Origin of the sequence: Streptomyces aurantiacus (assembly GCF_027107535.1) — a bacterium.
Classification (GTDB): Bacteria; Actinomycetota; Actinomycetes; order Streptomycetales; family Streptomycetaceae; genus Streptomyces.
In genome coordinates this window covers 8,755,106-8,777,984 of the sequence record NZ_CP114283.1, presented here as the reverse complement: position 1 = coordinate 8,777,984, position 22,879 = coordinate 8,755,106, and the positions used below count along the sequence as shown (strand labels likewise).

Annotated in this window: 19 protein-coding genes, 1 tRNA gene and 1 riboswitch; of the genes, 15 read left to right on the top strand and 5 right to left on the bottom strand. The window is 70.2% G+C overall.

Annotated elements, in window-relative coordinates:
* Positions 1–62: 62 nt before the first annotated feature.
* Positions 63–830 carry a hypothetical protein gene (locus tag O1Q96_RS40665; protein ID WP_269252875.1) on the bottom strand — a complete coding sequence of 256 codons (768 nt, stop codon included), beginning with the start codon at positions 828–830 and terminating at the stop codon, positions 63–65.
* 274 nt (positions 831–1,104) lie between these two features.
* On the opposite strand from O1Q96_RS40665, the gene O1Q96_RS40660 reads away from it, so the two are divergent.
* From O1Q96_RS40660 to O1Q96_RS40605, 12 genes are all read left to right on the top strand, one after another.
* On the top strand, positions 1,105–3,183 hold the full coding sequence (locus O1Q96_RS40660; protein WP_269252874.1) for an N-6 DNA methylase: 2,079 nt from the start codon (positions 1,105–1,107) through the stop codon (positions 3,181–3,183).
* Between the two features lie 143 nt (positions 3,184–3,326).
* Positions 3,327–3,917 (top strand): hypothetical protein, encoded by a 591-nt coding sequence (locus O1Q96_RS40655; protein ID WP_269252873.1) that lies wholly within the window; start codon positions 3,327–3,329, stop codon positions 3,915–3,917.
* Between the two features lie 38 nt (positions 3,918–3,955).
* On the top strand, positions 3,956–5,437 hold the full coding sequence (locus O1Q96_RS40650; protein ID WP_269253923.1) for a serine/threonine-protein kinase: 1,482 nt from the start codon (positions 3,956–3,958) through the stop codon (positions 5,435–5,437).
* Between the two features lie 228 nt (positions 5,438–5,665).
* Positions 5,666–6,313 (top strand): SurA N-terminal domain-containing protein, encoded by a 648-nt coding sequence (locus O1Q96_RS40645; protein ID WP_269252872.1) that lies wholly within the window; start codon positions 5,666–5,668, stop codon positions 6,311–6,313.
* Between the two features lie 50 nt (positions 6,314–6,363).
* Positions 6,364–7,350, top strand: coding sequence for a nucleoside triphosphate pyrophosphohydrolase (locus O1Q96_RS40640; protein ID WP_419587021.1), 987 nt, complete (start codon positions 6,364–6,366; stop codon positions 7,348–7,350).
* Between the two features lie 79 nt (positions 7,351–7,429).
* Positions 7,430–8,716, top strand: a complete 1,287-nt coding sequence (locus O1Q96_RS40635; RefSeq protein WP_269252870.1) for a cytochrome P450 family protein — start codon at positions 7,430–7,432, stop codon at positions 8,714–8,716.
* Positions 8,717–8,923: 207 nt separating this feature from the next.
* The gene (locus O1Q96_RS40630; protein WP_269252869.1) at positions 8,924–9,847 is read left to right on the top strand and encodes a transglycosylase family protein; all 924 of its coding nucleotides are present in this window, start codon (positions 8,924–8,926) and stop codon (positions 9,845–9,847) included.
* Positions 9,848–10,048: 201 nt separating this feature from the next.
* Positions 10,049–10,219: riboswitch (cyclic di-AMP (ydaO/yuaA leader) on the top strand.
* 4 nt (positions 10,220–10,223) lie between these two features.
* Positions 10,224–10,922, top strand: coding sequence for a LysM peptidoglycan-binding domain-containing protein (locus O1Q96_RS40625; protein WP_269252868.1), 699 nt, complete (start codon positions 10,224–10,226; stop codon positions 10,920–10,922).
* A gap of 410 nt (positions 10,923–11,332) precedes the next feature.
* Positions 11,333–12,613, top strand: coding sequence for a phosphopyruvate hydratase (gene eno, locus O1Q96_RS40620; RefSeq protein WP_419587020.1), 1,281 nt, complete (start codon positions 11,333–11,335; stop codon positions 12,611–12,613).
* 105 nt (positions 12,614–12,718) lie between these two features.
* Complete coding sequence (locus O1Q96_RS40615) at positions 12,719–13,195, top strand: FtsB family cell division protein (protein WP_269252867.1); 477 nt, start codon at positions 12,719–12,721, stop codon at positions 13,193–13,195.
* 29 nt (positions 13,196–13,224) lie between these two features.
* Positions 13,225–13,746, top strand: a complete 522-nt coding sequence (locus O1Q96_RS40610; RefSeq protein ID WP_269252866.1) for a DUF501 domain-containing protein — start codon at positions 13,225–13,227, stop codon at positions 13,744–13,746.
* Between the two features lie 148 nt (positions 13,747–13,894).
* On the top strand, positions 13,895–14,845 hold the full coding sequence (locus O1Q96_RS40605; protein WP_269252865.1) for a Ppx/GppA phosphatase family protein: 951 nt from the start codon (positions 13,895–13,897) through the stop codon (positions 14,843–14,845).
* 73 nt (positions 14,846–14,918) lie between these two features.
* On the opposite strand, the gene O1Q96_RS40600 is transcribed toward O1Q96_RS40605, so the two are convergent.
* Both O1Q96_RS40600 and O1Q96_RS40595 read right to left on the bottom strand, forming a co-directional pair.
* Positions 14,919–15,188, bottom strand: coding sequence for a type II toxin-antitoxin system RelE family toxin (locus O1Q96_RS40600; protein ID WP_269252864.1), 270 nt, complete (start codon positions 15,186–15,188; stop codon positions 14,919–14,921).
* On the bottom strand, positions 15,185–15,457 hold the full coding sequence (locus O1Q96_RS40595; RefSeq protein ID WP_269252863.1) for a type II toxin-antitoxin system Phd/YefM family antitoxin: 273 nt from the start codon (positions 15,455–15,457) through the stop codon (positions 15,185–15,187). Before O1Q96_RS40595 ends, O1Q96_RS40600 begins: the two co-directional genes overlap by 4 nt.
* A 567-nt stretch (positions 15,458–16,024) precedes the next feature.
* Here O1Q96_RS40595 and O1Q96_RS40590 point away from each other — a divergent pair.
* Both O1Q96_RS40590 and O1Q96_RS40585 read left to right on the top strand, forming a co-directional pair.
* Positions 16,025–17,407 carry an NAD(P)/FAD-dependent oxidoreductase gene (locus O1Q96_RS40590; RefSeq protein ID WP_217452577.1) on the top strand — a complete coding sequence of 461 codons (1,383 nt, stop codon included), beginning with the start codon at positions 16,025–16,027 and terminating at the stop codon, positions 17,405–17,407.
* Positions 17,408–17,599: 192 nt separating this feature from the next.
* The gene (locus O1Q96_RS40585; RefSeq protein ID WP_269252862.1) at positions 17,600–18,889 is read left to right on the top strand and encodes a class I SAM-dependent methyltransferase; all 1,290 of its coding nucleotides are present in this window, start codon (positions 17,600–17,602) and stop codon (positions 18,887–18,889) included.
* 68 nt (positions 18,890–18,957) lie between these two features.
* Here the strand turns inward: O1Q96_RS40585 and O1Q96_RS40580 are convergent, their stop codons facing one another.
* Together O1Q96_RS40580 and O1Q96_RS40575 are read right to left on the bottom strand one after the other, a co-directional pair.
* Positions 18,958–21,483, bottom strand: a complete 2,526-nt coding sequence (locus O1Q96_RS40580) for an ABC transporter permease (RefSeq protein ID WP_269252861.1) — start codon at positions 21,481–21,483, stop codon at positions 18,958–18,960.
* A 66-nt stretch (positions 21,484–21,549) separates the two neighbouring features.
* Positions 21,550–22,320: an ABC transporter ATP-binding protein gene (locus O1Q96_RS40575; protein ID WP_269252860.1), complete on the bottom strand. Its 771-nt coding sequence runs from the start codon at positions 22,318–22,320 to the stop codon at positions 21,550–21,552.
* Between the two features lie 392 nt (positions 22,321–22,712).
* On the opposite strand from O1Q96_RS40575, the gene O1Q96_RS40570 reads away from it, so the two are divergent.
* Positions 22,713–22,795, top strand: a tRNA-Leu gene (locus tag O1Q96_RS40570).
* The last annotated feature ends 84 nt before the right edge of the window (positions 22,796–22,879 follow it).

Sequence of the window (22,879 nt, the reverse complement as noted above, 5' to 3'; positions counted from 1 at the left end):
ACGGTACGGTCCGGCGGGGAGCGCCCCGCCGGACCGTACCGTCCAGGATCCGCCCTGGCCCGTCAGCCGCCCATCGCGTCCAGGTCTATGACCTCGCCCTTGGGCTTCTGGACCGGGACCGGAGTGTCGAAGTCGCTGAAGGTGACCGTGCCCGGGTCCTTGGCGGACTTGCTCACGACCTTCAGCAGGTAGGGCTTGCCCTCGGTGGCGACGTACAGCGTGTACGTGTCCTTGCCGTCCTTCTCGTGCAGGACGATCGCCGGGGTTCCGTCGACCGTGGTCGCCTTGCCGCGGGTCGCGTCCGAGCTGACGTCCTCGAAGTCCGCGAGGACGGTGTCGAGGTCGCAGAAGCCCGCGACGTCCTTGGCGTCCGAGCCGGTCGCCGACATCTTGGTCCACTTGCCGGCCAGCATGGCCACCACTCCGTCGGTCTCCTCCTTGGGCGCACCGTCGCCCTGGGCGCGCAGGAACTTCTCGTCGTACTTCATGTAGAGGGTGTCGCCGGTCATGAGGAGGTCGGCCCTGCCCTCGCCGTCCGCGCTCATCGTGCCCGCGCACCGGCCCTTCTTGTCGAGGGCCATGTCCAGGTCGATGCGGCTGCCGTCGTCCTGGATGCCGCCCTTCATGCGCAGCGACGAGGCGTTCGACGTGGCCTCCACGGCCCGGTCGGCGATCTCGCCGCCGGTCAGCCCGGCGAACGGGTCCTTCGGCTTGCTCTGGGACGGCTTGCTGTCCGCCTTGCTGTCCGCCTTGTCGTCGCCGGGCAGACAGCCGGTGAGCGAGACGGTGGCGGCGGCGAGGCAGAGAGCGGCAAGTGCGGTACGGCGCATGACAGTTCCTTGGATGTCTAGGTGGAGAAGAGCGGTGGTGGTGGGGGAGGGGACGGTCACGACGATGCTCGCCACGCCCCCGGCGCGGCCTTTCCCTTGGCGCCCATGACGTCTCCTCCCCCGAAGGGCGACGGCCGCCTGCTCCCGGCGGCTGCTCACCCGGTGGGTCAATCACAGCAGAGGCTGTGAACCGAGTCAACACGGTTCACGGGGAAGGTTGCGTACACGGCCGTGAATGGGTAGATCTTGAGTGCGTCGCTATGCTCGGCGTCACATGACAGGACGAAAGGAGCCGGGGCCGGTGCAGGAGAACGGGACAGAGGTCACCGCGGCCGGAATCGCCAGGCTCGCCGGAGTCGGCCGCGCCGCCGTCAGCAACTGGCGCCGCCGGCACGCCGACTTCCCCAAACCCGTCGGCGGCACCGAGACCAGCCCCTCCTTCGCGCTCGCGGAGGTCGAGGACTGGCTGAGCGCTCAGGGCAAGCTGGCCGAGGTCCCCCTGCGCGAGCGCGTCTGGCAGCAGCTCGCCGGGCATCCGCAGGGCCCGGTCACCGCCCTGGTCCACGTCGGCTGCGCTCTCCTGCTCGTCCACGACCGCCCCCCGGTCTGGCTGGAACTGAGCGCGGGCTCCGACGACCGCCTCGCCGAACTGCTGCCCGCCTCCCTCGATCAGGTCCTCACCCCACGCTTCGGCGCGATCCGCAGGCGGGCCGTCGACACACCGGCCGCCGACCGACTGCGGCCGTCCGTACCGCTGTTGCGCGCCGCCGCCGACCTCGCCGCCGAGCTGGGCGCCCGCAAGGCGTACGAGTTCCTGCTCGGCCGGCACCTCGACGCGAACCCGCGCCAGTACACACTGACGCCGACCGGCCTCGCCGCCCTCATGGCCGACCTGGCCGGACCCGCCGTGACCGTCCTCGACCCGGCGTGCGGCACCGGCGCCCTGCTGCGCGCGGTGGCCGCCGCGCAGGACACCAAGGCCACCGGGGAACAGCACCTCCACGGTCAGGACAGCGCTCCCGAGCTGGCGGCCCTGACGGCACTGCGCCTCGCCCTCCACACCCGGGCCACCGTGCGCACCACCGCCGCCGACACCCTGCGCGCGGACGCCCACGGCAGCCTCCGGGCCGACGCCGTCCTGTGCCACCCGCCGTTCAACGAGCGCAACTGGGGCCATGACGAGCTCGCCTACGACCCCCGCTGGGAGTACGGCTTCCCGGCCCGCACCGAATCCGAACTGGCCTGGGTCCAGCACGCGTTGGCCCGTCTCAAGGAGGGCGGCGTCGCCGTCCTCCTGATGCCCCCCGCCGTCGCCTCCCGCCGCTCGGGCCGCCGCATCCGCGCCGACCTGCTGCGCCGCGGGGCCCTGCGCGCCGTGATCGCCCTGCCGCCGGGCGCGGCACCCCCGTACAGCATTCCGCTGCATCTGTGGGTGCTGCGCAGGCCCGCCGTGACGGCCCAGCCCACCCAGCCCGAGGTGCTGCTCGCCGACACCGGCGCCTTTACCGCGGACACCCGCGGCGGCCTCGACTGGCAGGCCGTGCGCACCGCCGTCCTCGACGCCTGGCGCCCGTTCGACCGGACCGGCACCGCGCCGGAGCAGCCGGGCCTCAGCCGCTCGGTACCGGTCATCGAACTCCTCGACGACGACGTCGACCTGGCCCCGGCCCGCCATCTGCCGCCCTCCGAGGCCGGTGGTGCCGAACGGCTCGCGGACGTGCGCGACCGACTGGGCGAGACCCTCCGGCTGACCGGCCGCCTCACCCCGCCTCCCGCCGACCCGCGCGGGCCCACCCGCTGGCCTCTCACCACGATCGGCGAACTCGCGCGCGGGGGCGCACTCCAGCTGCGTACGGGAGGAAACGGCGGCCACGCGCGCGTGCCCGTCCTCACCGACCACGACGTCCTCGCCGGAGCGGCACCGTCCGGAACGCTGCCCGAGAGCGACGAGGAACCCGTGCTCACCGAGCCGGGCGACGTCGTCGTGCCCGTGCTCGGCGGCGGCTCCGTCGCGCGTGTGGTCGACGGGGCGACCGCGGGCGCGGCCCTCGGCCGCAACCTCGCGCTGCTGCGGCCCGACCCGGCCGCGCTCGACCCGTGGTTCCTCGCCGGGTTCCTGCGCGGCACCGCCAACAACCGCCAGGCCAGCAGCTACGCGTCCACCGCGACCCGGCTCGACGTACGCCGTCTCCAACTGCCCAGGCTGCCGCTGGAACAGCAGCGCACGTACGGCGAACGGTTCCGCGCGCTCGCCGAGTTCGAGGAGGCGCTGCGGCTCGCGGGACGCCTCGGGGAGCAGCTGGTGCGCGGCATGTACGACGGCCTGACGGACGGCACCGTCGAGCCCGGCTGAGACCGGTGGGGCGGGCCGGGTGATCAGCACGACAACGGTTCGGTACAACCCGGGACCAGTTGTCCTTGTCGGCCTATACGCTCGGACTCCGCACTCGTACGTCCGTACCTCCGTCCGTCCCCATCAGGCCTCCAGGAGCAACCATGCAAGGCCACGGCCAGGCGCAGCCGGTGAAGCCGCCACCCCCGACCGGGTTGCTGGTCTTCCTGCGCGTGTTCTTCGTGGTGATCTCCGTGTGCAGCTTCGGCCTGCTGGGCTGGACGATGATGCTGCGCCTGGCGCTCGTGACCCGCAAGTCCCTCGACTGGGGCCTGTTCGTGGCCACCTTCGCGGCCGAGGTCCTCGGTCTCGTCCTGATCGGCACCGAGCCCGGCGAGGAGATCCACACGGTGGGCGGCTGGCTGGGTCTCGCCCTGCTCCTGGGCTCGCTCGTGGTCGTGATCTCGTACTACCTCGCGGCGGACATCCGCCACTTCCACCAGCTCGGCTACGCGGCAGCGGGATACGCCCCGCACCAGCAGACCCCGACGTCCACGTACGGCTACCCGCAGTCGCCGTACGCCTCCACGACCGGCCCGCACACGCCGGTGCCGCCGATGGCGCCGGTACCCCAGCCCCAGCCGGCCGCGCCGACCCCGCCGCCGCAGCGCCCCGCGCCCGCCCGTATCGACCAGGTGCGCGCCGAGCTCGACGAGCTGAGCGACTATCTGCGCAAGCACGAGGACGGCAGGTGACCGCGGCACCGGGACGCGTGATCACCGACCGCTACGAACTGTCCACGCTCATCGGGCAGGGCGGCATGGGCCAGGTGTGGACGGCGTACGACCAGCGCCTCGACCGGCGCGTCGCGGTCAAGCTGCTGCGGCCGGACAAGGTCGCGGGCCAGGAGGCCGACGAGCTGCGCCGCCGCTTCGTGCGCGAGTGCCGCGTCACCGCGCAGGTCGACCACCCGGGCCTGGTCACGGTCCACGACGCGGGCAGCGAGGGCGAGGAACTGTTCCTCGTCATGCAGTACGTCGACGGGGCCGACCTCTCCGACCACCTCGCCGAACACGACCCGTACCCCTGGCAGTGGGCCGTCTCGGTCGCCGCGCAGCTGTGTGCCGTGCTCTCCGCGGTGCACGCCGTGCCGATCGTCCACCGCGACCTCAAGCCACGCAACGTGATGATCAAGCAGGACGGCACGGTCACCGTCCTCGACCTCGGCGTCGCGTCGGTGATGGACACGGACACGACCCGCCTCACGCACACCGGTTCGCCCATCGGATCGCCCGCCTACATGGCCCCCGAACAGGCGATGGGCGGCGCGGTCGGCCCGTACACCGACCTGTACGCGCTCGGGGTGCTGCTGCACGAACTCCTCAGCGGGGACGTGCCGTTCTCGGGCTCCACGGCTCTCGGCGTGCTGCACCGGCACCTCTACGAGCCGCCCCTGCCGGTCCGCCGACTGCGCCCCGAGGTACCCGAAGCGCTCGAGGCCCTAGTGCTGCGGCTGCTCTCCAAGGACCCCCAGCACCGCCCGGACTCCGCGCAGGAGACGTACGAGCAGTTGTTGCCGCTGCTCCCCGCGCGCGGGGTCCCGACCGGCGGCCCGCTCGATCCCACCCGCCCCTTCCTGCGCCCGCACGCCCCCTGGCCGGACCGCGCCCGCACGCCCGCGGCGCAGCCGCAGGCCGCGCCCGCCGTCGACAAACCCGATGTCGCGGGAGCCGTCGACGAGGTCAAGCGCCTCCTCGGCGAGGGCCGCATCACCCAGGCCGTCGACATCCTCGGCCAGATCCTCCCGGCCGCCGCCGCCCAGCACGGCGAGCACTCACCGGTCGTCCGCACCCTGCGCAAGCAGTACGCGGCCACGCTCATGGACGACGGCCAGTACCGCCGCGCCCTGCCCGAGCTGCGCCGCCTCGCCGACGAGCGGGCCACCGAGGCCGGCCAGGCCGACCCCCAGTCCCTGCGCTTCCGCTACGAGGCCGCCCAGTGCCTCGAACAGCTCGGCGAACCCGCCGCGGCGCTCGCCGAGTACCGCGCCCTGCTGCCGTACTACGAGAACCAGTACGTCGCCCAGGACGCCGAACTGTCCTTCGAGGTGCGCCGCCGCATCGGACACCTGCTCCTCGCCCTCGGCGACCGGGCCGCCGCCCACGACACCCTGGCCCGGCTCCAGTACGACGTCGAAAGGCTGCGGGGCCCCGGCCATCCACTGGTCGCGGAGATCAGCCGGACCCTCCAGTGGCTTGGCCAGGTCCGGGGCTGACGCCTTCCGCCGGGGCGAGCGGCCCGATCCCGGCCCACGGGGACGCGCCGGTCGAGGTCACCGCCCGCAACCGCCGTGGCGCGTGAGGATGGAGACGACTCCGCAACGGTGCCCGAAGTCCAGGCGAATCGTTGGGTCGAATGGGTGGCCGAGAGCCGGTCCCCTGCCTACCATCGATCACCGCAAGACTTTGTGCACCGCCGCACAATCTCCTACAGGAGGTTCTCCTTGCACCGCCGCCGTCGCACCGCGCTCCTCCTCTCCGCCGCACTCGTCACCGCGGCCCCCCTCCTCGCCGCCTGCGGCAACGACGCGCACCCCGGTGCCGCGGCCGTCGTCGGCGCCGACCGCATCACGGTCTCCCAGCTGGAGAACCGGGTGAACGAGGTACGGACCGCACAGCGGGCCGCCACCACGGGCGAGGCGCAGTACGAGCAGGCCATCGCCAAGTCCGGCGGCCTCACCCGCGACACCCTGCACGGCATGGTCCTCGACCGCGTCCTGCACCGGGCGGCCAAGGACGCCGGTGTGACCGTCACCCGCAAGGAGATCCAGCAGGCCCGCGCGGGTCTGGAACAGCAGGCGGGCGACGCCAAGGCACTGGAGGTGGCCTGGCTCCAGCAGTACGGGGTCCCGCCGGAGCGGCTCGACGACAACCTCCGCGTCCAGATCGAGGCCCAGAAGCTGGCCACCGCGCTCGGCACGGAAACCAGCCGGCCCGCCTTCTGGAAGGCGCTGTCGGAGGCGTCCAAGAAGCTGGGCGTCGACCTGAACCCCCGCTACGGCACCTGGGACGTCGAGAAGAGCAGCCGCGTCGACGCCAAGCTGCCGTGGCTGCGCGAGGTCACGTCGGCGGGAAGCCGGGAATCGGCCTAGCCCCGGGGCGCCCCCGCGCCGTCCACAGTCATGACCATGTTGTCGGCGGCGTGGGTTACGTTCGGGGTGTGAACGCATCCAGCCCGGGGCGCATCGTCCTGCTCACCACCAGCCACCGCGTCGCGCCCGGACTGCTGTCCTGGCCCGCATGGCAGGCGCTGCACGGCGCCGACCGCGTCCTGTGCGCGGACGGCGCGCACCCCCAGCTGCCGTACCTGCGCGAGGCAGGCGTCCAAGTCGACGAAGTCGCGCCGGACGCCCAGGAGCTGGTCGACGCCTGCGCCGGAGGGCACACGGTCGCGGTGGTCGCCACCGGTGAGGGCGAACCGCGCCTGACCGACGGCCTGGCCCGCCTCGCCGGTACGGGCCGCGTCCCGATGCCCGACCTCGAACTGCTCCCCGCCTCCTACGACCTGCCGGGCGCCCGGCTCCTCGACCTCGTCCAGGTCATGGACCGCATCCGCGTCGAGTGCCCCTGGTCGTCCCAGCAGACCCACAAGGGCCTCGCCAAGTACGGCATCGAGGAGGCGTACGAACTCGTCGAGGCCATCGAGGAGGGCGACCGGCACGAGCTGCGCGAGGAGCTCGGCGACGTACTGCTCCAGGTCGTCTTCCACGCCCGGATCGCCGAGGAGGGCAGCCCGGAGGACGGATCGGAGCCCTTCTCCATCGACGACGTGGCGGCCGGCATCGTCACCAAGCTGATCCACCGCCATCCGCACGTGTTCGGCGACGAGAGCGCCTCGACCCCCGAAGAGGTCAAGGAGCACTGGCTGCGCACCAAGGCGGTGGAGAAGCAGCGGACGTCCGTCACGGAAGGCGTCCCCCTCGGCCAGCCCGGCCTCGCGCTCGCCGCCAAGCTGGCGTCCCGCGCCCGCACGGCGGGCCTCGAGGTCGCCCTGCCCCGGGGCGAGGGCGTCGGCTACGAACTGCTGGCCCTGGCGGTGCGGGCCGAGGAACAGGGCGTGGACCCGGAGGCGGCACTGCGCGCGGCGGCGCGGGTCTACCGGGACGCGATACGGGCCGGCGAGGCCTGACCGTCCGGCCCCGGAGGGCGGGCGCGGGCCGTGCAGACGCCGGGCGGGCTCACGTCACCCCTGCCGATACCGTCGAGGGGTGACCGAAACACCTGCCGAGCCGCCCGCGGGGGATCCCGCCCCCGAACTCTTCACCTGGGAGTTCGCCACCGACCCCTACCCGGCGTACGCGTGGCTGCGCGAACACGCGCCCGTGCACAGGACGAAGCTGCCCAGCGGAGTGGAGGCCTGGCTGGTCACCCGGTACGCGGACGCCAAGCAGGCCCTCGCCGACGCCCGGCTCAGCAAGAACCCCGCGCATCATGCCGAGCCGGCGCACGCGAAGGGCAAGACGGGCATTCCGGGGGAGCGGAAGGCCGAGCTGATGACGCATCTGCTCAATATCGATCCTCCGGACCACACCCGTCTCCGGCGGCTCGTCAGCAAGGCGTTCACGCCCCGGCGGGTCGCCGAGTTCGCGCCCCGGGTCCAGGAGTTGACGGACCGGCTGATCGACGGGTTCGCGGAGAAGGGGGAGGCCGACCTCATCCACGAGTTCGCCTTCCCGCTCCCCATCTACGCCATCTGCGATCTCCTCGGCGTCCCGCGCGAGGACCAGGACGACTTCCGGGACTGGGCCGGGATGATGATCCGGCACGGGGGAGGACCGAGAGGCGGCGTCGCCCGGTCGGTCAAGAAGATGCGTGGCTATCTCGCCGAGCTCATCCACCGCAAGCGCGAGGAACTCACGGACCGGCCCGCCCCGGGCGAGGACCTCATCTCCGGTCTCATCCGGTCCTCGGACCACGGCGAGCACCTCACCGAGAACGAGGCCGCGGCGATGGCCTTCATCCTTCTGTTCGCTGGTTTTGAGACAACCGTGAACTTGATCGGGAACGGCACGTACGCGCTGCTCACCCACCCCGAGCAGCGCCGACGGCTGCAGGGCTCACTGGCGGCCGGGCACACGGACCTCCTGGAGACGGGCGTCGAGGAACTGCTTCGCTACGACGGGCCCGTGGAGCTGGCCACCTGGCGTTTCGCCACCGAACGGCTCAGCATCGGCGGGCAGGACATCGCCGCCGGAGACCCCGTACTCGTCGTGCTCGCGGCGGCCGACCGCGATCCCGAGCGGTTCGGGGATCCCGACACCCTCGACCTCTCCCGCCGTGACAACCAGCACCTCGGTTACGGCCACGGCATTCACTACTGCCTCGGCGCGCCCCTGGCCCGGCTGGAGGGCCAGACCGCGCTGAACACGCTCCTGACCCGCCTCCCCGACCTGCAACTCGCGGTGGATTCGGCAGATTTGAGGTGGCGTGGGGGGCTCATCATGCGGGGATTGCGCACGCTTCCGGTGGAGTTCACCCCGGTCGCGAAGTCCTGAGAGGGCCGTCACCGAGCCTGACGAAACATGAGACGCCGTCAACTTTGTGATCTTCACGTTATCCGCCCTGCATCGACTTGTGACAAGAGTTCGAGTGCCTATACGTTCACCCATCAATGCGGCTGGTCCCACCCGTCGCAGCAGTCGCAAACGGCAGCATCCGCTTGCCCTTTGCGCATTCCCTGCTGTCACCTGAAAGGCCATCGCATGCTCTCCGGGAACGGTCGTCACCGTCGCCCCCGCCAGGCTCCGGCGCTCCTCGTCGCGGCGGGCGTGACCGGATCGGCCATCGCGATCCCCCTGCTCGGCGCGTCCGGTGCGAGTGCCGCCAGCGGTACGACCTGGGACGCGGTCGCGGAGTGCGAGAGCGGCGGCTCGTGGAGCGCCGACTCCGGCAACGGCCTCTACGGCGGACTCCAGATGAGCCAGGAGACGTGGGAGGGGCACGGCGGTCTCGACTACGCGCCGAGCGCCGACCAGGCCAGCCGCTCGCAGCAGATAGCCGTCGCCGAGAAGGTCCTCGCGGCCAAGGGGACGAGCGCCTGGGCGACCTGCGGTCTCGTCGCCGGCCTGACGCAGGGCTCCGACTCGGCCGACGTCGACACGGGCCTCGCCGAGGACTCCGCCAGTCCGTCGCCCGACCCGGACGCGACAAAGAGTGACAACAGTACGAAGTCCGACTCGTCCGCCGACAACGGTACGAGTTCCTCGAACGACTCCGGTAGCGACGCCGACGCGGACGCACAGGATTCGGACAGCTCTTCCAAGGGCAGCGCGGCGAACGGTGACGATTCGGACAAGTCGTCCCGCAGCGGCGACGCTTCGGCGGACGCGGGCGGATCCGGCCGCCATCGCGGCGGCAGCGCCGACGACGCCGCCGGTGCCCGCGGGGGCGACTCCACCGGCCGGCACGCCTCCCGCGGGGACAGCACCTCGCGCGTCGCGACCGAGGACGGCTCGTACGGGGTCCACTCCGGGGACAGTCTCTGGAGCATCGCCGACTCCCTTGACCTCAAGGGCGGGTGGCGCGCGCTCTATGCCGCGAACGAGGAGACCATCGGCTCCGACCCGGACCTCATCCTTCCCGGTCAGAGGCTCGACCTCGGCAGTGAGCCCGCGGCGAGCAAGTAGTGACCAAGGCGCCGAATCGGGCGAAAACCAGCGGTAGTTCGCGCTGAATGTCCGGTTTGGTGAAAGTGAGACATGGATCTCAAGAGCCTGATCGTCTTTGAAATCCGGTGGATTCCGTGTCTACGGTCGTGACCGCTCGCCACTCGTGAGCCCCGACGGTCGCAACGCCGAATCCTGCCAACGGCCGTACGGGAACAGTCGTCGCGTCAAGCGCCGTAGGCAGGAGCGGGGGACCCAAGGTAAGTGCCGGGCCCGGTCGTCGAGACCAGGTACGGCTTGGGGTTAAGCCGCGTGACAGCAGTGTCGCGCGGCCGGGCAACTCACTCGGCCCGAACCCGACAGCTCACCTCGCAGGCGTCGGTGAGGGGATCACTTCATGCTGCTTTACCGCAAGGGCAAGCACCGCCGCCCGTCCAAGGCCACCCGCATCGCCACGCTGGCCGGTGTCACCACCGCCGCCGTCGCCGTCCCGCTGATGGGCGCCACGGGAGCCTCCGCCGCCACCGCCTCCGAGTGGGACGCCGTCGCCCAGTGCGAGTCCGGTGGCAACTGGTCGATCAACACCGGCAACGGCTACTACGGCGGCCTGCAGTTCTCGGCCTCCACCTGGGCCGCGTACGGCGGCACCTCGTACGCCTCCACCGCCGACCAGGCCTCCAAGTCCCAGCAGATAGCCGTCGCCGAGAAGGTCCTCGCGGGCCAGGGCAAGGGTGCCTGGCCGAGCTGTGGCGTGGGCCTCTCGGGTGCCTCGACCGGCGGTGGCGCGGCCCCCTCCGGCTCGGGCGACTCCGGCCAGAGCACCTCGCAGTCGCAGCAGCAGGACTCGCAGTCCTCCGAGCAGCGTGCCTCGCGCTCCCAGGAGCGTTCGACCGCGAAGAAGACCGTCGAGACCCCGACCGGCAAGAAGGTCGAGAAGGGCGACGGCGAGTACAAGGTCGTCAAGGGCGACACCCTCAGCGAGATCGCCACGAAGGAGAAGGTCAAGGGCGGCTGGCAGAAGCTGTACAAGCTGAACGACGACATCGTCGACGACGCCGACTTCATCTTCCCGGGTCAGCAGCTCCACCTCAGCTGACATCCGGCGGCCGCGACCCCCACTTCGACCGTGCGGGCGCCCTGTCCCGGCCGAGGCCCTGGCCGCTCAGCCTCGGCCGGAACTGAGGCCCGCCGTCGAATCGCGGCTGAACCACAGCGCCCTCACATCCGTGTCCCCCATAGTGGAGGTCTCGTGAGGGCCACCCCCGTCCCCCACGGGCTCCCCGCCCCGGTGCGTGTTCCCCCGTACGCACCGGGGCGGGGCTTTTTTCGTTCTCGCTTTGTTCCGTTCGGAAACAATTTACTCTCGGTTCTGTCCAGGGGACGGTCGAAGGCCGGTCGATCCCCGGCGGCCGGTTAGGCTCGTCCCGCAGGGCCACCCCAGGCCTGCGCCCAACCGGGCCCCTTCGGCCCGGCGTAGCTTGCGTCACATCCCAGAAGGAGATGCTCGTGCCGTCCATCGACGTCGTCGTAGCCCGGGAAATCCTGGACTCCCGAGGCAATCCCACGGTCGAGGTCGAGGTCGGCCTCGACGACGGCAGCACGGGTCGTGCCGCCGTCCCGTCCGGCGCCTCCACCGGTGCCTTCGAGGCTGTTGAGCTCCGTGACGGAGACCCCAACCGCTACCTCGGCAAGGGTGTCGAGAAGGCCGTCCTCGCCGTCATCGAGCAGATCGGCCCGGAGCTCGTCGGTTACGACGCCACCGAGCAGCGCCTCATCGACCAGGCGATGATCGACCTGGACGCCACCGACAACAAGGGCTCGCTCGGCGCCAACGCCATCCTCGGCGTCTCCCTCGCCGTCGCCCACGCGGCCTCCGAGGCCAGCGACCTGCCGCTCTTCCGCTACCTGGGCGGACCGAACGCGCACCTGCTGCCGGTCCCGATGATGAACATCCTCAACGGTGGGTCGCACGCCGACTCCAACGTCGACATCCAGGAGTTCATGATCGCCCCGATCGGCGCGGAGTCCTTCTCCGAGGCCGTGCGCTGGGGCGCCGAGGTCTACCACACCCTCAAGAAGGTGCTGAAGACCAAGGGCCTGTCCACCGGTCTCGGTGACGAGGGCGGCTTCGCCCCGAACCTGGGCTCCAACCGCGAGGCCCTCGACCTCATCGTCGAGGCCATCAAGGAAGCCGGCTACACCCCCGGCACGCAGGTCGCCCTCGCGCTGGACGTCGCCGCGTCCGAGTTCTACAAGGACGGCAAGTACGAGTTCGAGGGCAAGTCCCGCTCGGCCGCCGAGATGACCGAGTACTACGAGGAGCTCGTCTCCGCGTACCCGCTGGTCTCCATCGAGGACCCGCTGTACGAGGACGACTGGGCCGGCTGGAACGTCATCACCGAGAAGCTGGGCGACAAGGTCCAGATCGTCGGCGACGACCTCTTCGTCACCAACCCCGAGCGCCTCGCCCGCGGCATCGAGGAGGGCTCCGCCAACGCCCTGCTCGTCAAGGTCAACCAGATCGGCTCGCTCACCGAGACGCTGGACGCCGTCGAGATGGCCCAGCGCAACGGCTTCAAGTGCATGATGTCCCACCGCTCCGGCGAGACCGAGGACGTCACCATCGCCGACCTCGCCGTCGCGGTGAACTGCGGCCAGATCAAGACCGGTGCCCCGGCCCGCTCGGACCGCGTCGCCAAGTACAACCAGCTGCTGCGCATCGAGGAGATCCTCGACGACGCCGCGGTGTACGCGGGCCGCTCCGCGTTCCCCCGCTACAAGGGCTGAGTCCGGCCCCGCGACATGGGGTGACAGCCCCGTCGTACGTACGTCCCCGTACCCGGTCCCGTACCGTGTGCGGGGACGTACGTACGTATCGGGGAGGCGGGACAGATGGCTGTGAAGGACCGTGACCGGTTCTCCACCGCGACCAGGCTGCGGGCGCTCGGTGAGCAGACCGCAGCCCGTGTCTACCGCTCCCAGACCAAACGGCAGGCGCACCGCTCACGGCTGACCGGCCGCGCGGCGCTCCTCGCCCTGGTCCTCTGCTCGCTCGTCGTGGCCCTCGCCTATCCCATAAGGCAGTACGTCTCCCAGCGTGCCGAGGTCGCCGACCTCCAGCGGCAGCGCGAGCAGGCCCGTGAGCGGGTCGAGCAGCTGCGTGACCTGAAGGCGCGGTGGCAGGACGACGCGTACGCCGAGCAGCGCATCCGGGAACGGCTGCACTACGTGATGCCGGGTGAGACCGGCTACATCGTGATCGACCCCGACGCGGCGAAGAAGACGCGTACGGATCAGACGGCGGCCGACCGGGCCTGGTACGCCAACGTCTGGGACGGCGTCGACAAGGCCGACGCCTCCGACCAGTGAACTGACCAGAAGGACACAGACCCCACAGCATGGAAACGCCCCCGCAGCCCACTCCGCGCACCGAGCCCACCGACGCGGACGTCGAGGCCTTCAAGCAGCAGCTCGGGCGGCCGCCGCGCGGGCTGCGCGCGATCGCGCACCGCTGCCCCTGCGGGCAGCCCGACGTCGTCGAGACGGCTCCCCGCCTCCCCGACGGCACGCCGTTCCCGACGACCTACTACCTGACGTGCCCGCGTGCGGCCTCCGCCATCGGCACGCTGGAGGCGAACGGGGTCATGAAGGAGATGACGGACCGCCTCGCCACGGACCCCGGGCTGGCCGCCGCCTACCGGGCCGCTCACGACGACTACGTCGCCCGCCGTGACTCCATCGAGGTGCTCGAAGGGTTCCCGAGCGCGGGCGGGATGCCGGACCGGGTGAAGTGCCTGCATGTCCTCGTCGCGCACTCGCTGGCCGCGGGGCCGGGGGTCAACCCCCTGGGCGACGAGGCCATCGCGATGCTGCCGCAGTGGTGGCGCAAGGGCGCGTGCGTGGTGCCGCCGGCGGAGTGAACGCCGGGCCGGGCGGGGCTGGGTGTGCCGGGTGCGGGTCCGCCGTGGCCGGTCGCGCGGTTCCCCGCCCCCCTGGAAAAGGCCGTGCAGCGGGGGGTCGGGGCGGAGCCCTCGACAGGGACGAACGATCGCAACAGGAGACCACGTCATGACACGCGTCGCTGCCGTCGACTGCGGTACCAACTCCATCCGGCTGCTCGTCGCGGACGCGGACCCGGAGACCGGCGAACTCGTCGATCTGGACCGGCGGATGACGATCGTCCGGCTCGGGCAGGGCGTCGACCGGACGGGACGGCTCGCCCCCGAGGCCCTGGAGCGCACCTTCGCGGCCTGCCGGGAGTACGCGGCGGTGATCAAGGAGCACGGCGCGGAGCGGCTGCGCTTCGTGGCGACCTCGGCCTCCCGGGACGCCGAGAACCGGGACGAGTTCGTCCGCGGTGTCCTCGACATCCTGGGAGTGGAACCCGAGGTCATCTCCGGCGACCAGGAGGCCGAGTTCTCTTTCACGGGCGCCACCAAGGAGCTGACGGGCCGCGACGACCTCGCCAGGCCCTACCTCGTGGTCGACATCGGCGGCGGCTCCACCGAGTTCGTCGTGGGCGACGACCACGTGCGGGGCGCCCGCTCGGTGGACATCGGCTGCGTACGGATGACGGAACGGCACCTCGTCCGGGACGGGGTGGTCACCGACCCGCCGACCCAGGAGCAGATCCGGGCGATCCGCGCCGACATCGAGGCGGCCCTCGACCTCGCCGAGGAGTCCGTGCCCCTGCGCGAGGCCCGCACTCTCGTCGGCCTCGCCGGATCCGTCACCACCGTCTCGGCGATCGCCCTGGACCTTCCGGAGTACGACTCCGAGGCCATCCACCACTCCCGGATCTCGCGCGAGCGCGTCCGCGAGATCACCGAGGGGCTGCTCGCCTCCACGCACACCGAACGGGCCGCGATCCCCTCGATGCACCCGGGTCGCGTCGACGTCATCGGGGCCGGCGCCCTCGTCCTGCTCGCGGTCATGGAGAGGACCGGCGCGCACGAGGTCGTCGTGAGCGAGCACGACATCCTCGACGGGATCGCGTTCCATACGGCACTCAAGTCGTGATGATGCGGTAAGTGGCGATCCTCGGTGGAGTCGGGTGGCTCAAGGCGCGCGGGCCCGTGAGGACCCGCGTGCCTCACAAGTTGCGGTAGATGTCGCGGCGGTTGCCCACCTTGACGACGAGGATGACGAGTTCACCGTCTTCCACCTGGTAAGCGACCCGGTAGTTGCCGACCCGGAGCCGGTAGAGCCCCGATGTGCCAGTGAGTTTCTTGACGTCGCCACCCTCACGGTACGGGTCGTCGCCGAGCGCGGTCAGCGCGGTCAGGATGCGCATGGCGTCGAGCCGAGCGATGTCCCTCAGCTGCCGCTGCGCCGCCGCGGTGAACCGGAACGCGTACTTCACGCGGTGCCTTCACCGCGCTCGGTGAACAGATCTGCCAGCAGCTCGGCCATGGTCACGGTGGGGCCGTTCTCGGCCAGGACTGCTTCGGCCTCTCGGGCCAACATGACGTCGGCCGCCTCTTCCAAGGCTTCGAAATCCGCGATCGGTACCACGGCCGCCACCGGAGTGCCGTTGCGAGTGATGACCGTCGGGGTGCCTTCCTCGGCCAGGTTGATGCGGTCCGCGAGATGGGCGCGGGCTTCCCGTATGGTCACGGTGTCCTCGGTCATGACGTCAGTGTACGCGCATGTGTGTACACATGGTCGGGATGAGTCGCGTTCGTGGGACACCCTCGACGGGATCGCCTGGTCCGTCGCCGCTGAGGTCTGAGCAGGTCCGGGCCGGTCTGAGCCGGGCCCTCTTTACTACCCGCTGGTAGCCTCGGCTGAGCAGGTCGGATAACGCATGAGCGCCCCCGGAAGGCCCTGAGAGCACTTCCGGACGCCCCCGGCAACACCCCGCCGGAAAACTTCGTGAAGTTCTTCACAAGAGAATCGGCCCTGATGGGCGATGTTTTCACCCCCGTAGGCCCCATGGGTGGCGCGGGCGGGCCCGGAGCATGATCAACAGGGCGTTCCGCGGGTGCTGCGATCGTATGAAAAAGGGGACTGGTTCAGGGGGTTCGAAGAGGCGGAGCGGCAGCTCACGCGGCATTGACAACGGCCCGAACCGGGCACTGGTTCCCCCGCTTACGCATGACCTGGGTCACGTGAGCGGCGGAGTGTAGCAGATGCTGTGAAGGAGCTTGTGAAGGGGCGCACGAGCGACCCCCCTGAGGCGGGTGGATACTCGATGGCATGAGCACCACGGAGCGTCCCAGGATCCTCGTAGTAGGCGGTGGGTACGTAGGCCTGTACGCAGCTCGGCGCATCCTCAAGAAGATGCGCTACGGCGAGGCGACCGTCACGGTCGTCGACCCCCGGTCGTACATGACCTACCAGCCCTTCCTCCCCGAAGCCGCCGCCGGCAGCATTTCGCCCCGGCACGTCGTCGTCCCGCTGCGACGCGTACTGCCGAAGGCGGAAGTCCTCACCGGCCGGGTCACCACCATCGACCAGGACCGCAAGGTCGCCACGATCTCCCCCCTCGTGGGCGAGGCGTACGAGCTGCCTTTCGACTACCTCGTCATCGCGATGGGCGCGGTCTCCCGCACCTTCCCGATCCCCGGCCTCGCCGAGCAGGGCATCGGCATGAAGGGCATCGAGGAGGCCATCGGCCTGCGCAACCACGTGCTGGAGCAGCTCGACAAGGCTGACTCCACGACGGACGAAGAGGTCCGGCGCAAGGCGCTGACCTTCGTCTTCGTCGGCGGTGGCTTCGCGGGCGCGGAAACCATCGGTGAGGTCGAGGACATGGCCCGCGACGCGGCCAAGTACTACACCAGCGTGTCCCGCGAGGACATGCGCTTCATCCTCGTCGACGCCGCGGACAAGATCCTTCCCGAGGTCGGCCCGAAGCTCGGCCAGTACGGCAAGGAGCACCTCGAAGGACGTGGGGTCGAGGTCTACCTCTCCACCTCCATGGACTCCTGCGTCGACGGCCACGTGGTCCTGAAGAACGGCCTTGAGGTCGACTCCAGCACCATCGTGTGGACGGCCGGCGTCAAGCCCAACCCGGTGCTCTCCCGCTTCGGTCTGCCGCTCGGCCCGCGCGGTCACGTGGACACGCGGACCACGCTCCAGGTGCAGGGCACGGACTACGTCTGGGCCGCCGGCGACAACGCCCAGGTGCCGGACCTCGTCGGCCGCAAGGCCGGCAACGAGAACGCCTGGTGCCCGCCGAACGCCCAGCACGCGCTGCGTCAGGCGCGGGTCCTCGGCGACAACGTGATCTCCGGTATGCGGGGCTTCCCGCAGAAGGAGTACAGCCACGCCAACAAGGGTGCGGTCGCCGGTCTCGGCCTGCACAAGGGCGTCGCGATGATCGTCATGGGCAAGATGAAGATCAAGCTCAAGGGGCGGCTGGCCTGGTACATGCATCGTGGTTACCACGGGCTGGCCATGCCGACCTGGAACCGGAAGATCCGGGTCTTCGCCGACTGGACGCTGGCCGTGTTCCTCAAGCGTGAGGTCGTCTCGCTCGGGGCCATGGAGACTCCTCGCGAGGAGTTCTACGAGGCCGCCAAGCCCGCGCCCGCTCCGGCCGTCGCGAAGACGGAGGAGAGGGCCAAGGCCTCCTGACCCTCCGGTCGCCGCACGCTTCTCCCGAAGGGGTCCCCGCCATCCGTGGTGCGGGGGCCCCTTCGGCGTTCCCAGGAGCGGCAACACGTCCTTTTGCCCAGACATAACCCTTTGGTGGGACTGCGCTCCGGGCCCGTTGGTGTTTACGTGGTGTTGGAGTCTGTGGGTTTCCCCGTCACGGAGGTGTGCCTCATGCAGGACGCGGCGCTGCGGCTCAAGGCGCTGACGGAGCAGTTGCTGGGAGCCCCGCTCCCGGTCCGGATCCGTGCCTGGGACGGCTCGGAATCAGGACCGCCGGGCAGCCCCGTGCTCGTCGTACGGAACCGGCGTGCCCTGCGCCGACTTCTGTGGAAGCCCGGAGAGTTGGGACTGGCCAGAGCCTGGGTCGCCGGGGACCTGACGGTGGACGGCGACCTGTACGCCGTTCTGGAGGTGGTGGCCGGGCTGGTGTGGGAGCGCGGCGAGGACACCAGGAGCCTGGGGGAGGCCCTGCGGGATCCCGGCGTACGGGCCGCCGTGCGCGGGCTCGTCCGGATGGCGGGGTCGCCGCTGCCGCCCGCCCCGCCCCGCGAGGAGGTCCGCGGACGCTCCCATCTGCACACCAAGCGCAGTGACAGACGCGCGATCAGCCATCACTACGACGTCGGCAACGACTTCTACGAGATCGTCCTCGGGCCGTCCATGGTCTACTCGTGCGCCTACTGGGAGTCCCCGGACGGCACACTGGAGGACGCCCAGCGCGACAAGCTCGGGCTCATCGCCCGCAAGCTGGACCTGAAGCCGGGCATGCGGCTGCTCGACGTGGGCTGCGGCTGGGGCTCGATGGCCGTCCACGCGGCCCGCGAGCACGGGGTGAGCGTCGTCGGCGTGACGCTGTCGCAGGAACAGGCCGCGTACGCCCGCAAGCGCGTCGCCGAGGAGGGGCTCACCGACCGGGTCGAGATCCGCGTCCAGGACTACCGCGACGTCACGGACGGGCCCTACGACGCGATCTCCTCCGTGGGTATGGCCGAACACGTCGGCAGTGAGCGCTACCTGGAGTACGCCCGGGTGCTGTTCGGTCTCCTCGGGCCGGGCGGGCGGCTCCTGAACCACCAGATCGCGCGCCGGCCGTGGCGGGACGAGTCGGGGTACGAACTCGACGCGTTCATGGACAGATACGTCTTCCCGGACGGGGAACTGGAGCCGGTCGGCGGGACCGTGAGCCAGTTGGAGAACGCCGGGTTCGAGGTCCGTGACGTCGAGTCGATCCGTGAGCACTACGGGCTGACGCTGCGCCGGTGGGTGGCCAACCTGGAGGCCGACTGGCCGACCGCGGTCCGTCTCACCAGCCCCGGCCGGGCCCGCGTCTGGCGCCTCTACATGGCCGCCTCTGCGCTCGCCTTCGAGCGCAACCGCATCGGCGTGAACCAGGTGCTGGCGGTGAAGACCCGGGACACCGGCACCTCGGGGATGCCGCTGCGCGCCCGCTCCTGGCGGTAGGCCGTACGTGAGTGGGGCCCCGGACGACGCTCGTCCGGGGCCCCAACTCCTGTGCGCACCGCCAGGAACTACTCGCTCTTGATCGCCATCAGCGGGTTCAGCTTCGCCGCGCTGCGCGCCGGCCACATCGCCGCGAGGACGCCGACCAGGCCCGCGATGCAGAGGAAGAGGGCGATCCGGCCGAACGGGATCTCCATGGTGTACGTCTTCACCGTGCCGGAGATGCTGTCGCCCGCCACCCAGCCCATGAAGAGGCCGAGACCGATGCCGAGCACCGCACCGAACAGGGAGATGATGATCGCCTCCAGGCGCACCATCTGCTTGACCTTCGCGCGGTCGAGACCGATGGCCCGCATCATGCCGATCTCGTGCTTCCGCTCGAAGACCGACATGGCCAGGGTGTTGATGACACCGAGGACCGCGATCAGGATGGCCATCGCCAGGAGGCCGTAGAGCATGTTCAGCATCAGGTTGATCGCGCCGGCGATCTCGTTGTTGATCGCATTCTTGTCCTGGATCTTGATGGCGGGGTTGTCGCCCAGGGCCTTGACGATGGCGTCCTCGGCCCGGTCGGAGACACCGTCCTTCATCTTCACCATGACCTGCTGATCGGTGACCTTCGACAGGTGTGGGTCGACCACGGCGAGCGGCGCGAACAGACCGTTGATCATCTCGTTCTGCTCGTAGACGCCGGCGACCTTCAGCCGGGCCGTCTCGCCGTCGTCGAACTTCACGGGGACGGTGTCACCCGTCTTCAGGCCCTCGTCGTCCGCGATCTCCTTGTCGACCAGGGTGGAGGCGCCGGTCAGGTTCGCGAGGGAGCCGCTGGTGAAGTCGAGGTTCACCAGCTTGCCGAAGGCCTTCTCGTCGACGCCGGAGACCTCGATGTACGAGTTGCCGAGCTCGCCGTAGGCCGGGCGCAACGGGCTGCTCGCCTCGACGTCGGAGAGCTTGTCCAGCTTCTCGCGGACCTCGGGGGCCAGCGGCTGGTAGTTCGCCATGGAGACGGTGTAGTCGGCCTTCAGGGAGTCCGAGGCCATCTTGTTGATGGCGCTGCCCATGGAGGTCGCGACCACCGTCATCGCCGTGATGAGGGTCAGGCCGATCATCAGGGCCGAGGCGGTGGAGGCCGTACGGCGCGGGTTGCGCACCGCGTTGAGCCGGGACAGCTTGCCCGTGACGCCGAACGGCTTCAGGAGCGGGGCCGACGCGGCGATGAACGGGCGCGACAGGAGCGGCGTGAGGACGATGACCCCGACGAGGATCACTCCGGCGCCGCCGGCCTTCACGTAGTTGTCGTCCATGAACAGCATGACCGCGCCGAGGGCGACGATGACCGAGCCGAGGGTGTTGCGGACGACGAGACCGCGCGTGGTCGGCGTCGCGTGGACGCTGTTCATCGCGGCGACCGGCGGGATCTTCGCGGCGCGGCGGCCCGGCAGCCAGGCGGCCAGCATGGTCACGACCACACCGATGACCAGCGCGACGACGATCGTGGTCGGGGCGATGACGATCGGCCCGTCGGGCAGGGAGGCGCCCGCGGAGTTCATCAGGGACTCCAGGCCCATGGCCACGCCGATGCCGAGCGCGAAGCCGGTCACCGCGGCCAGCAGGCCCACGAGGAACGCCTCGATGAGCACGGAGCGCGTCACCTGGCGGCGCGAGGCGCCGACGGCGCGCATCAGGGCCAGCTCCCTGGTCCGCTGGGCGACCAGCATGGTGAAGGTGTTGGCGATGATGAAGATGCCGACGAACAGGGCGATTCCCGCGAAGATCAGCAGGACCTGGGCCATCGCACTGGTCTCGTCCTCGATCATCGCCGCCTGGTCGGCGGAGAGCTGGGCACCGGAGAGGGCGACCGTCTCCTTCGGCAGGATCTTCTCGACCGAGCTCTTCAGCGCCGTCTCGGAGGTGCCCGCGGCGGCCTTCACGTCGATCTCGTCGTACTGGCTCTTGCCGAGGACCTTCATGGCGGTGTCGTTGTCGAACACCACCAGGCTGCCGCCCGCGAGGACGCTGCCGTCCTCGGTGTCGAAGACGCCGCTGATCCTCGCCTGCCGCACCGGTCCGTCGGTGGAGTAGCGGACCGTGTCACCGACCTTGTAGCCGGTGCGTCCGGCGGTCCTGGAGTCGAGCGCGATGTCACCGGCGGACTTGGGTGCCGCGCCCTCGGTGAAGTCGTAGCGGGGGTCCTTGCCGTCCTTGCCGGGGTAGTAGTTGGCGCCGGAGGTGCCCCAGTCGCCGCCGACGAGCTTGCCGTCCTTGTCGGCGAGCGCGGTGAAGTCCATGACGCCGCCGATCGCCGAGTCGGCGCCGGGCAGGTTCTCGGTCTTCTTCAGGAGGGCGTCGGTCAGCCGCGGCGGCTTCTTGGCCTCGCCGTCGTCACCGGACTCGTAGTAGGAGCCGCCTTCGGGCTGTATGGCGACCGAGACGTGGTCGAAGCTCTTCGCCGACTTGTTCTTGTAGGCGTTGCCGAAGGTGTCGGTGAAGACCAGGGTGCCGGAGACGAAGGCGACGCCGAGCATGACGGCGAGCACGGTCATCAACAGCCTGGCCTTGTGCGCGAGGACGTTGCGCAGGGCGGTACGGAACATGGGTTTCTGTCCTGGTGGAGGAGGAGGCGGGACGAGACGCGGCGGGGTGCGAGGGCGCGGTGGCGGCTAGCTCGTACGGCCCTTGGCGTCGAAGTCCTTCATCCGGTCGAGGACGCCGTCGGCGGTCGGCGAGAGCATCTCGTCGACGATCCGCCCGTCGGCCAGGAAGATCACGCGGTCCGCGTACGCCGCGGCCACCGGGTCGTGGGTGACCATGACGACGGTCTGCCCCATCTCCCGTACGGAGTTGCGGAGGAAGCCCAGCACCTCGGCACCCGAGCGCGAGTCCAGGTTTCCGGTGGGCTCGTCGCCGAAGATGATGTCCGGGCGGGACGCCAGCGCACGGGCCACGGCGACGCGCTGCTGCTGGCCGCCGGAGAGCTCGGTGGGACGGTGGGAGAGCCGGTCGGCCAGACCCACCATGCCGATCACCCTGTTCAGCCACTCCTTGTCCGGCTTGCGGCCCGCGATGTCCATGGGGAGGGTGATGTTCTCCAGGGCGGTGAGGGTCGGCAGGAGGTTGAACGCCTGGAAGATGAAGCCGATCTTGTCCCGGCGCAGCTTGGTGAGCTGCTTGTCCTTGAGGGAGCCGAGCTCGGTGTCACCGATGCGGACCGATCCGGAGGAGAAGGAGTCCAGCCCCGCGACGCAGTGCATCAGCGTGGACTTGCCGGAGCCGGAGGGACCCATGATCGCGGTGAACTCGGCCTGCCGGAAGTCGACGGAGACCTGGTCCAGAGCGACCACCTGGGTTTCCCCCTGTCCGTAGACCTTCGACAGTTCCGTGGCGCGGGCGGCGACCAGGGTGGTCCGGTCGGCGAGGGGAGTGGTGGTCACGGAAGGGTGCTCCTTGTCGGTACGACGACGAGTGGACGACAGGTTCCATCGTCGACGCTGATCCGCGCCGTGTAGTCACCCGCTGTTCCGGTTCCGAGGGGCGACTCCGGTCGGACCACGCGACGCCGAGTCATACCTGGGGATGACACCCACCCCTGAGTGGGAATCGGCGACGGTTCGTCAGGTCCCGCTCGTTCGGGCGGTGAAATCACGTCATTCCACATAGGCCGTCCGACGTTCGTCGAAGGGCATGTGGCAAGTGCGGATGGCTCGTACCGTGGGCTGATGCACCCTCAGACGTCAATAAAATAAGACAACATCGGTCCGACCTTCCGCTGTTCGGGGGATCTGTCCCGATAGGCTCGGAACACTCGACGCGGAGCCCATGGCCTGCCCGGATGGTGGAATGCAGACACGGCGAGCTTAAACCTCGCTGCCCCTCGCGGGCGTACCGGTTCAAGTCCGGTTCCGGGCACCTCCGACACTTCCGTTCTCCCGGCGTCTCCCGATGAAGGGTGCATCCTTCATTGAAGACTTCACTGCGTGACCGTTGACAGCG

Bases quoted from the DNA above. Each gene is read 5' to 3' on its own strand.
- O1Q96_RS40660 (WP_269252874.1), top strand. From the start codon at position 1,105: ATGACAGGACGAAAGGAGCCGGGGCCGGTGCAGGAGAACGGGACAGAG.
- O1Q96_RS40665 (WP_269252875.1), bottom strand. From the start codon at position 830: ATGCGCCGTACCGCACTTGCCGCTCTCTGCCTCGCCGCCGCCACCGTC.
- O1Q96_RS40630 (WP_269252869.1), top strand. From the start codon at position 8,924: ATGCTCTCCGGGAACGGTCGTCACCGTCGCCCCCGCCAGGCTCCGGCG.
- O1Q96_RS40610 (WP_269252866.1), top strand. From the start codon at position 13,225: ATGGAAACGCCCCCGCAGCCCACTCCGCGCACCGAGCCCACCGACGCG.
- O1Q96_RS40590 (WP_217452577.1), top strand. From the start codon at position 16,025: ATGAGCACCACGGAGCGTCCCAGGATCCTCGTAGTAGGCGGTGGGTAC.
- O1Q96_RS40585 (WP_269252862.1), top strand. From the start codon at position 17,600: ATGCAGGACGCGGCGCTGCGGCTCAAGGCGCTGACGGAGCAGTTGCTG.
- O1Q96_RS40595 (WP_269252863.1), bottom strand. From the start codon at position 15,457: ATGACCGAGGACACCGTGACCATACGGGAAGCCCGCGCCCATCTCGCG.
- O1Q96_RS40625 (WP_269252868.1), top strand. From the start codon at position 10,224: ATGCTGCTTTACCGCAAGGGCAAGCACCGCCGCCCGTCCAAGGCCACC.
- O1Q96_RS40615 (WP_269252867.1), top strand. From the start codon at position 12,719: ATGGCTGTGAAGGACCGTGACCGGTTCTCCACCGCGACCAGGCTGCGG.
- O1Q96_RS40580 (WP_269252861.1), bottom strand. From the start codon at position 21,483: ATGTTCCGTACCGCCCTGCGCAACGTCCTCGCGCACAAGGCCAGGCTG.
- O1Q96_RS40655 (WP_269252873.1), top strand. From the start codon at position 3,327: ATGCAAGGCCACGGCCAGGCGCAGCCGGTGAAGCCGCCACCCCCGACC.
- O1Q96_RS40605 (WP_269252865.1), top strand. From the start codon at position 13,895: ATGACACGCGTCGCTGCCGTCGACTGCGGTACCAACTCCATCCGGCTG.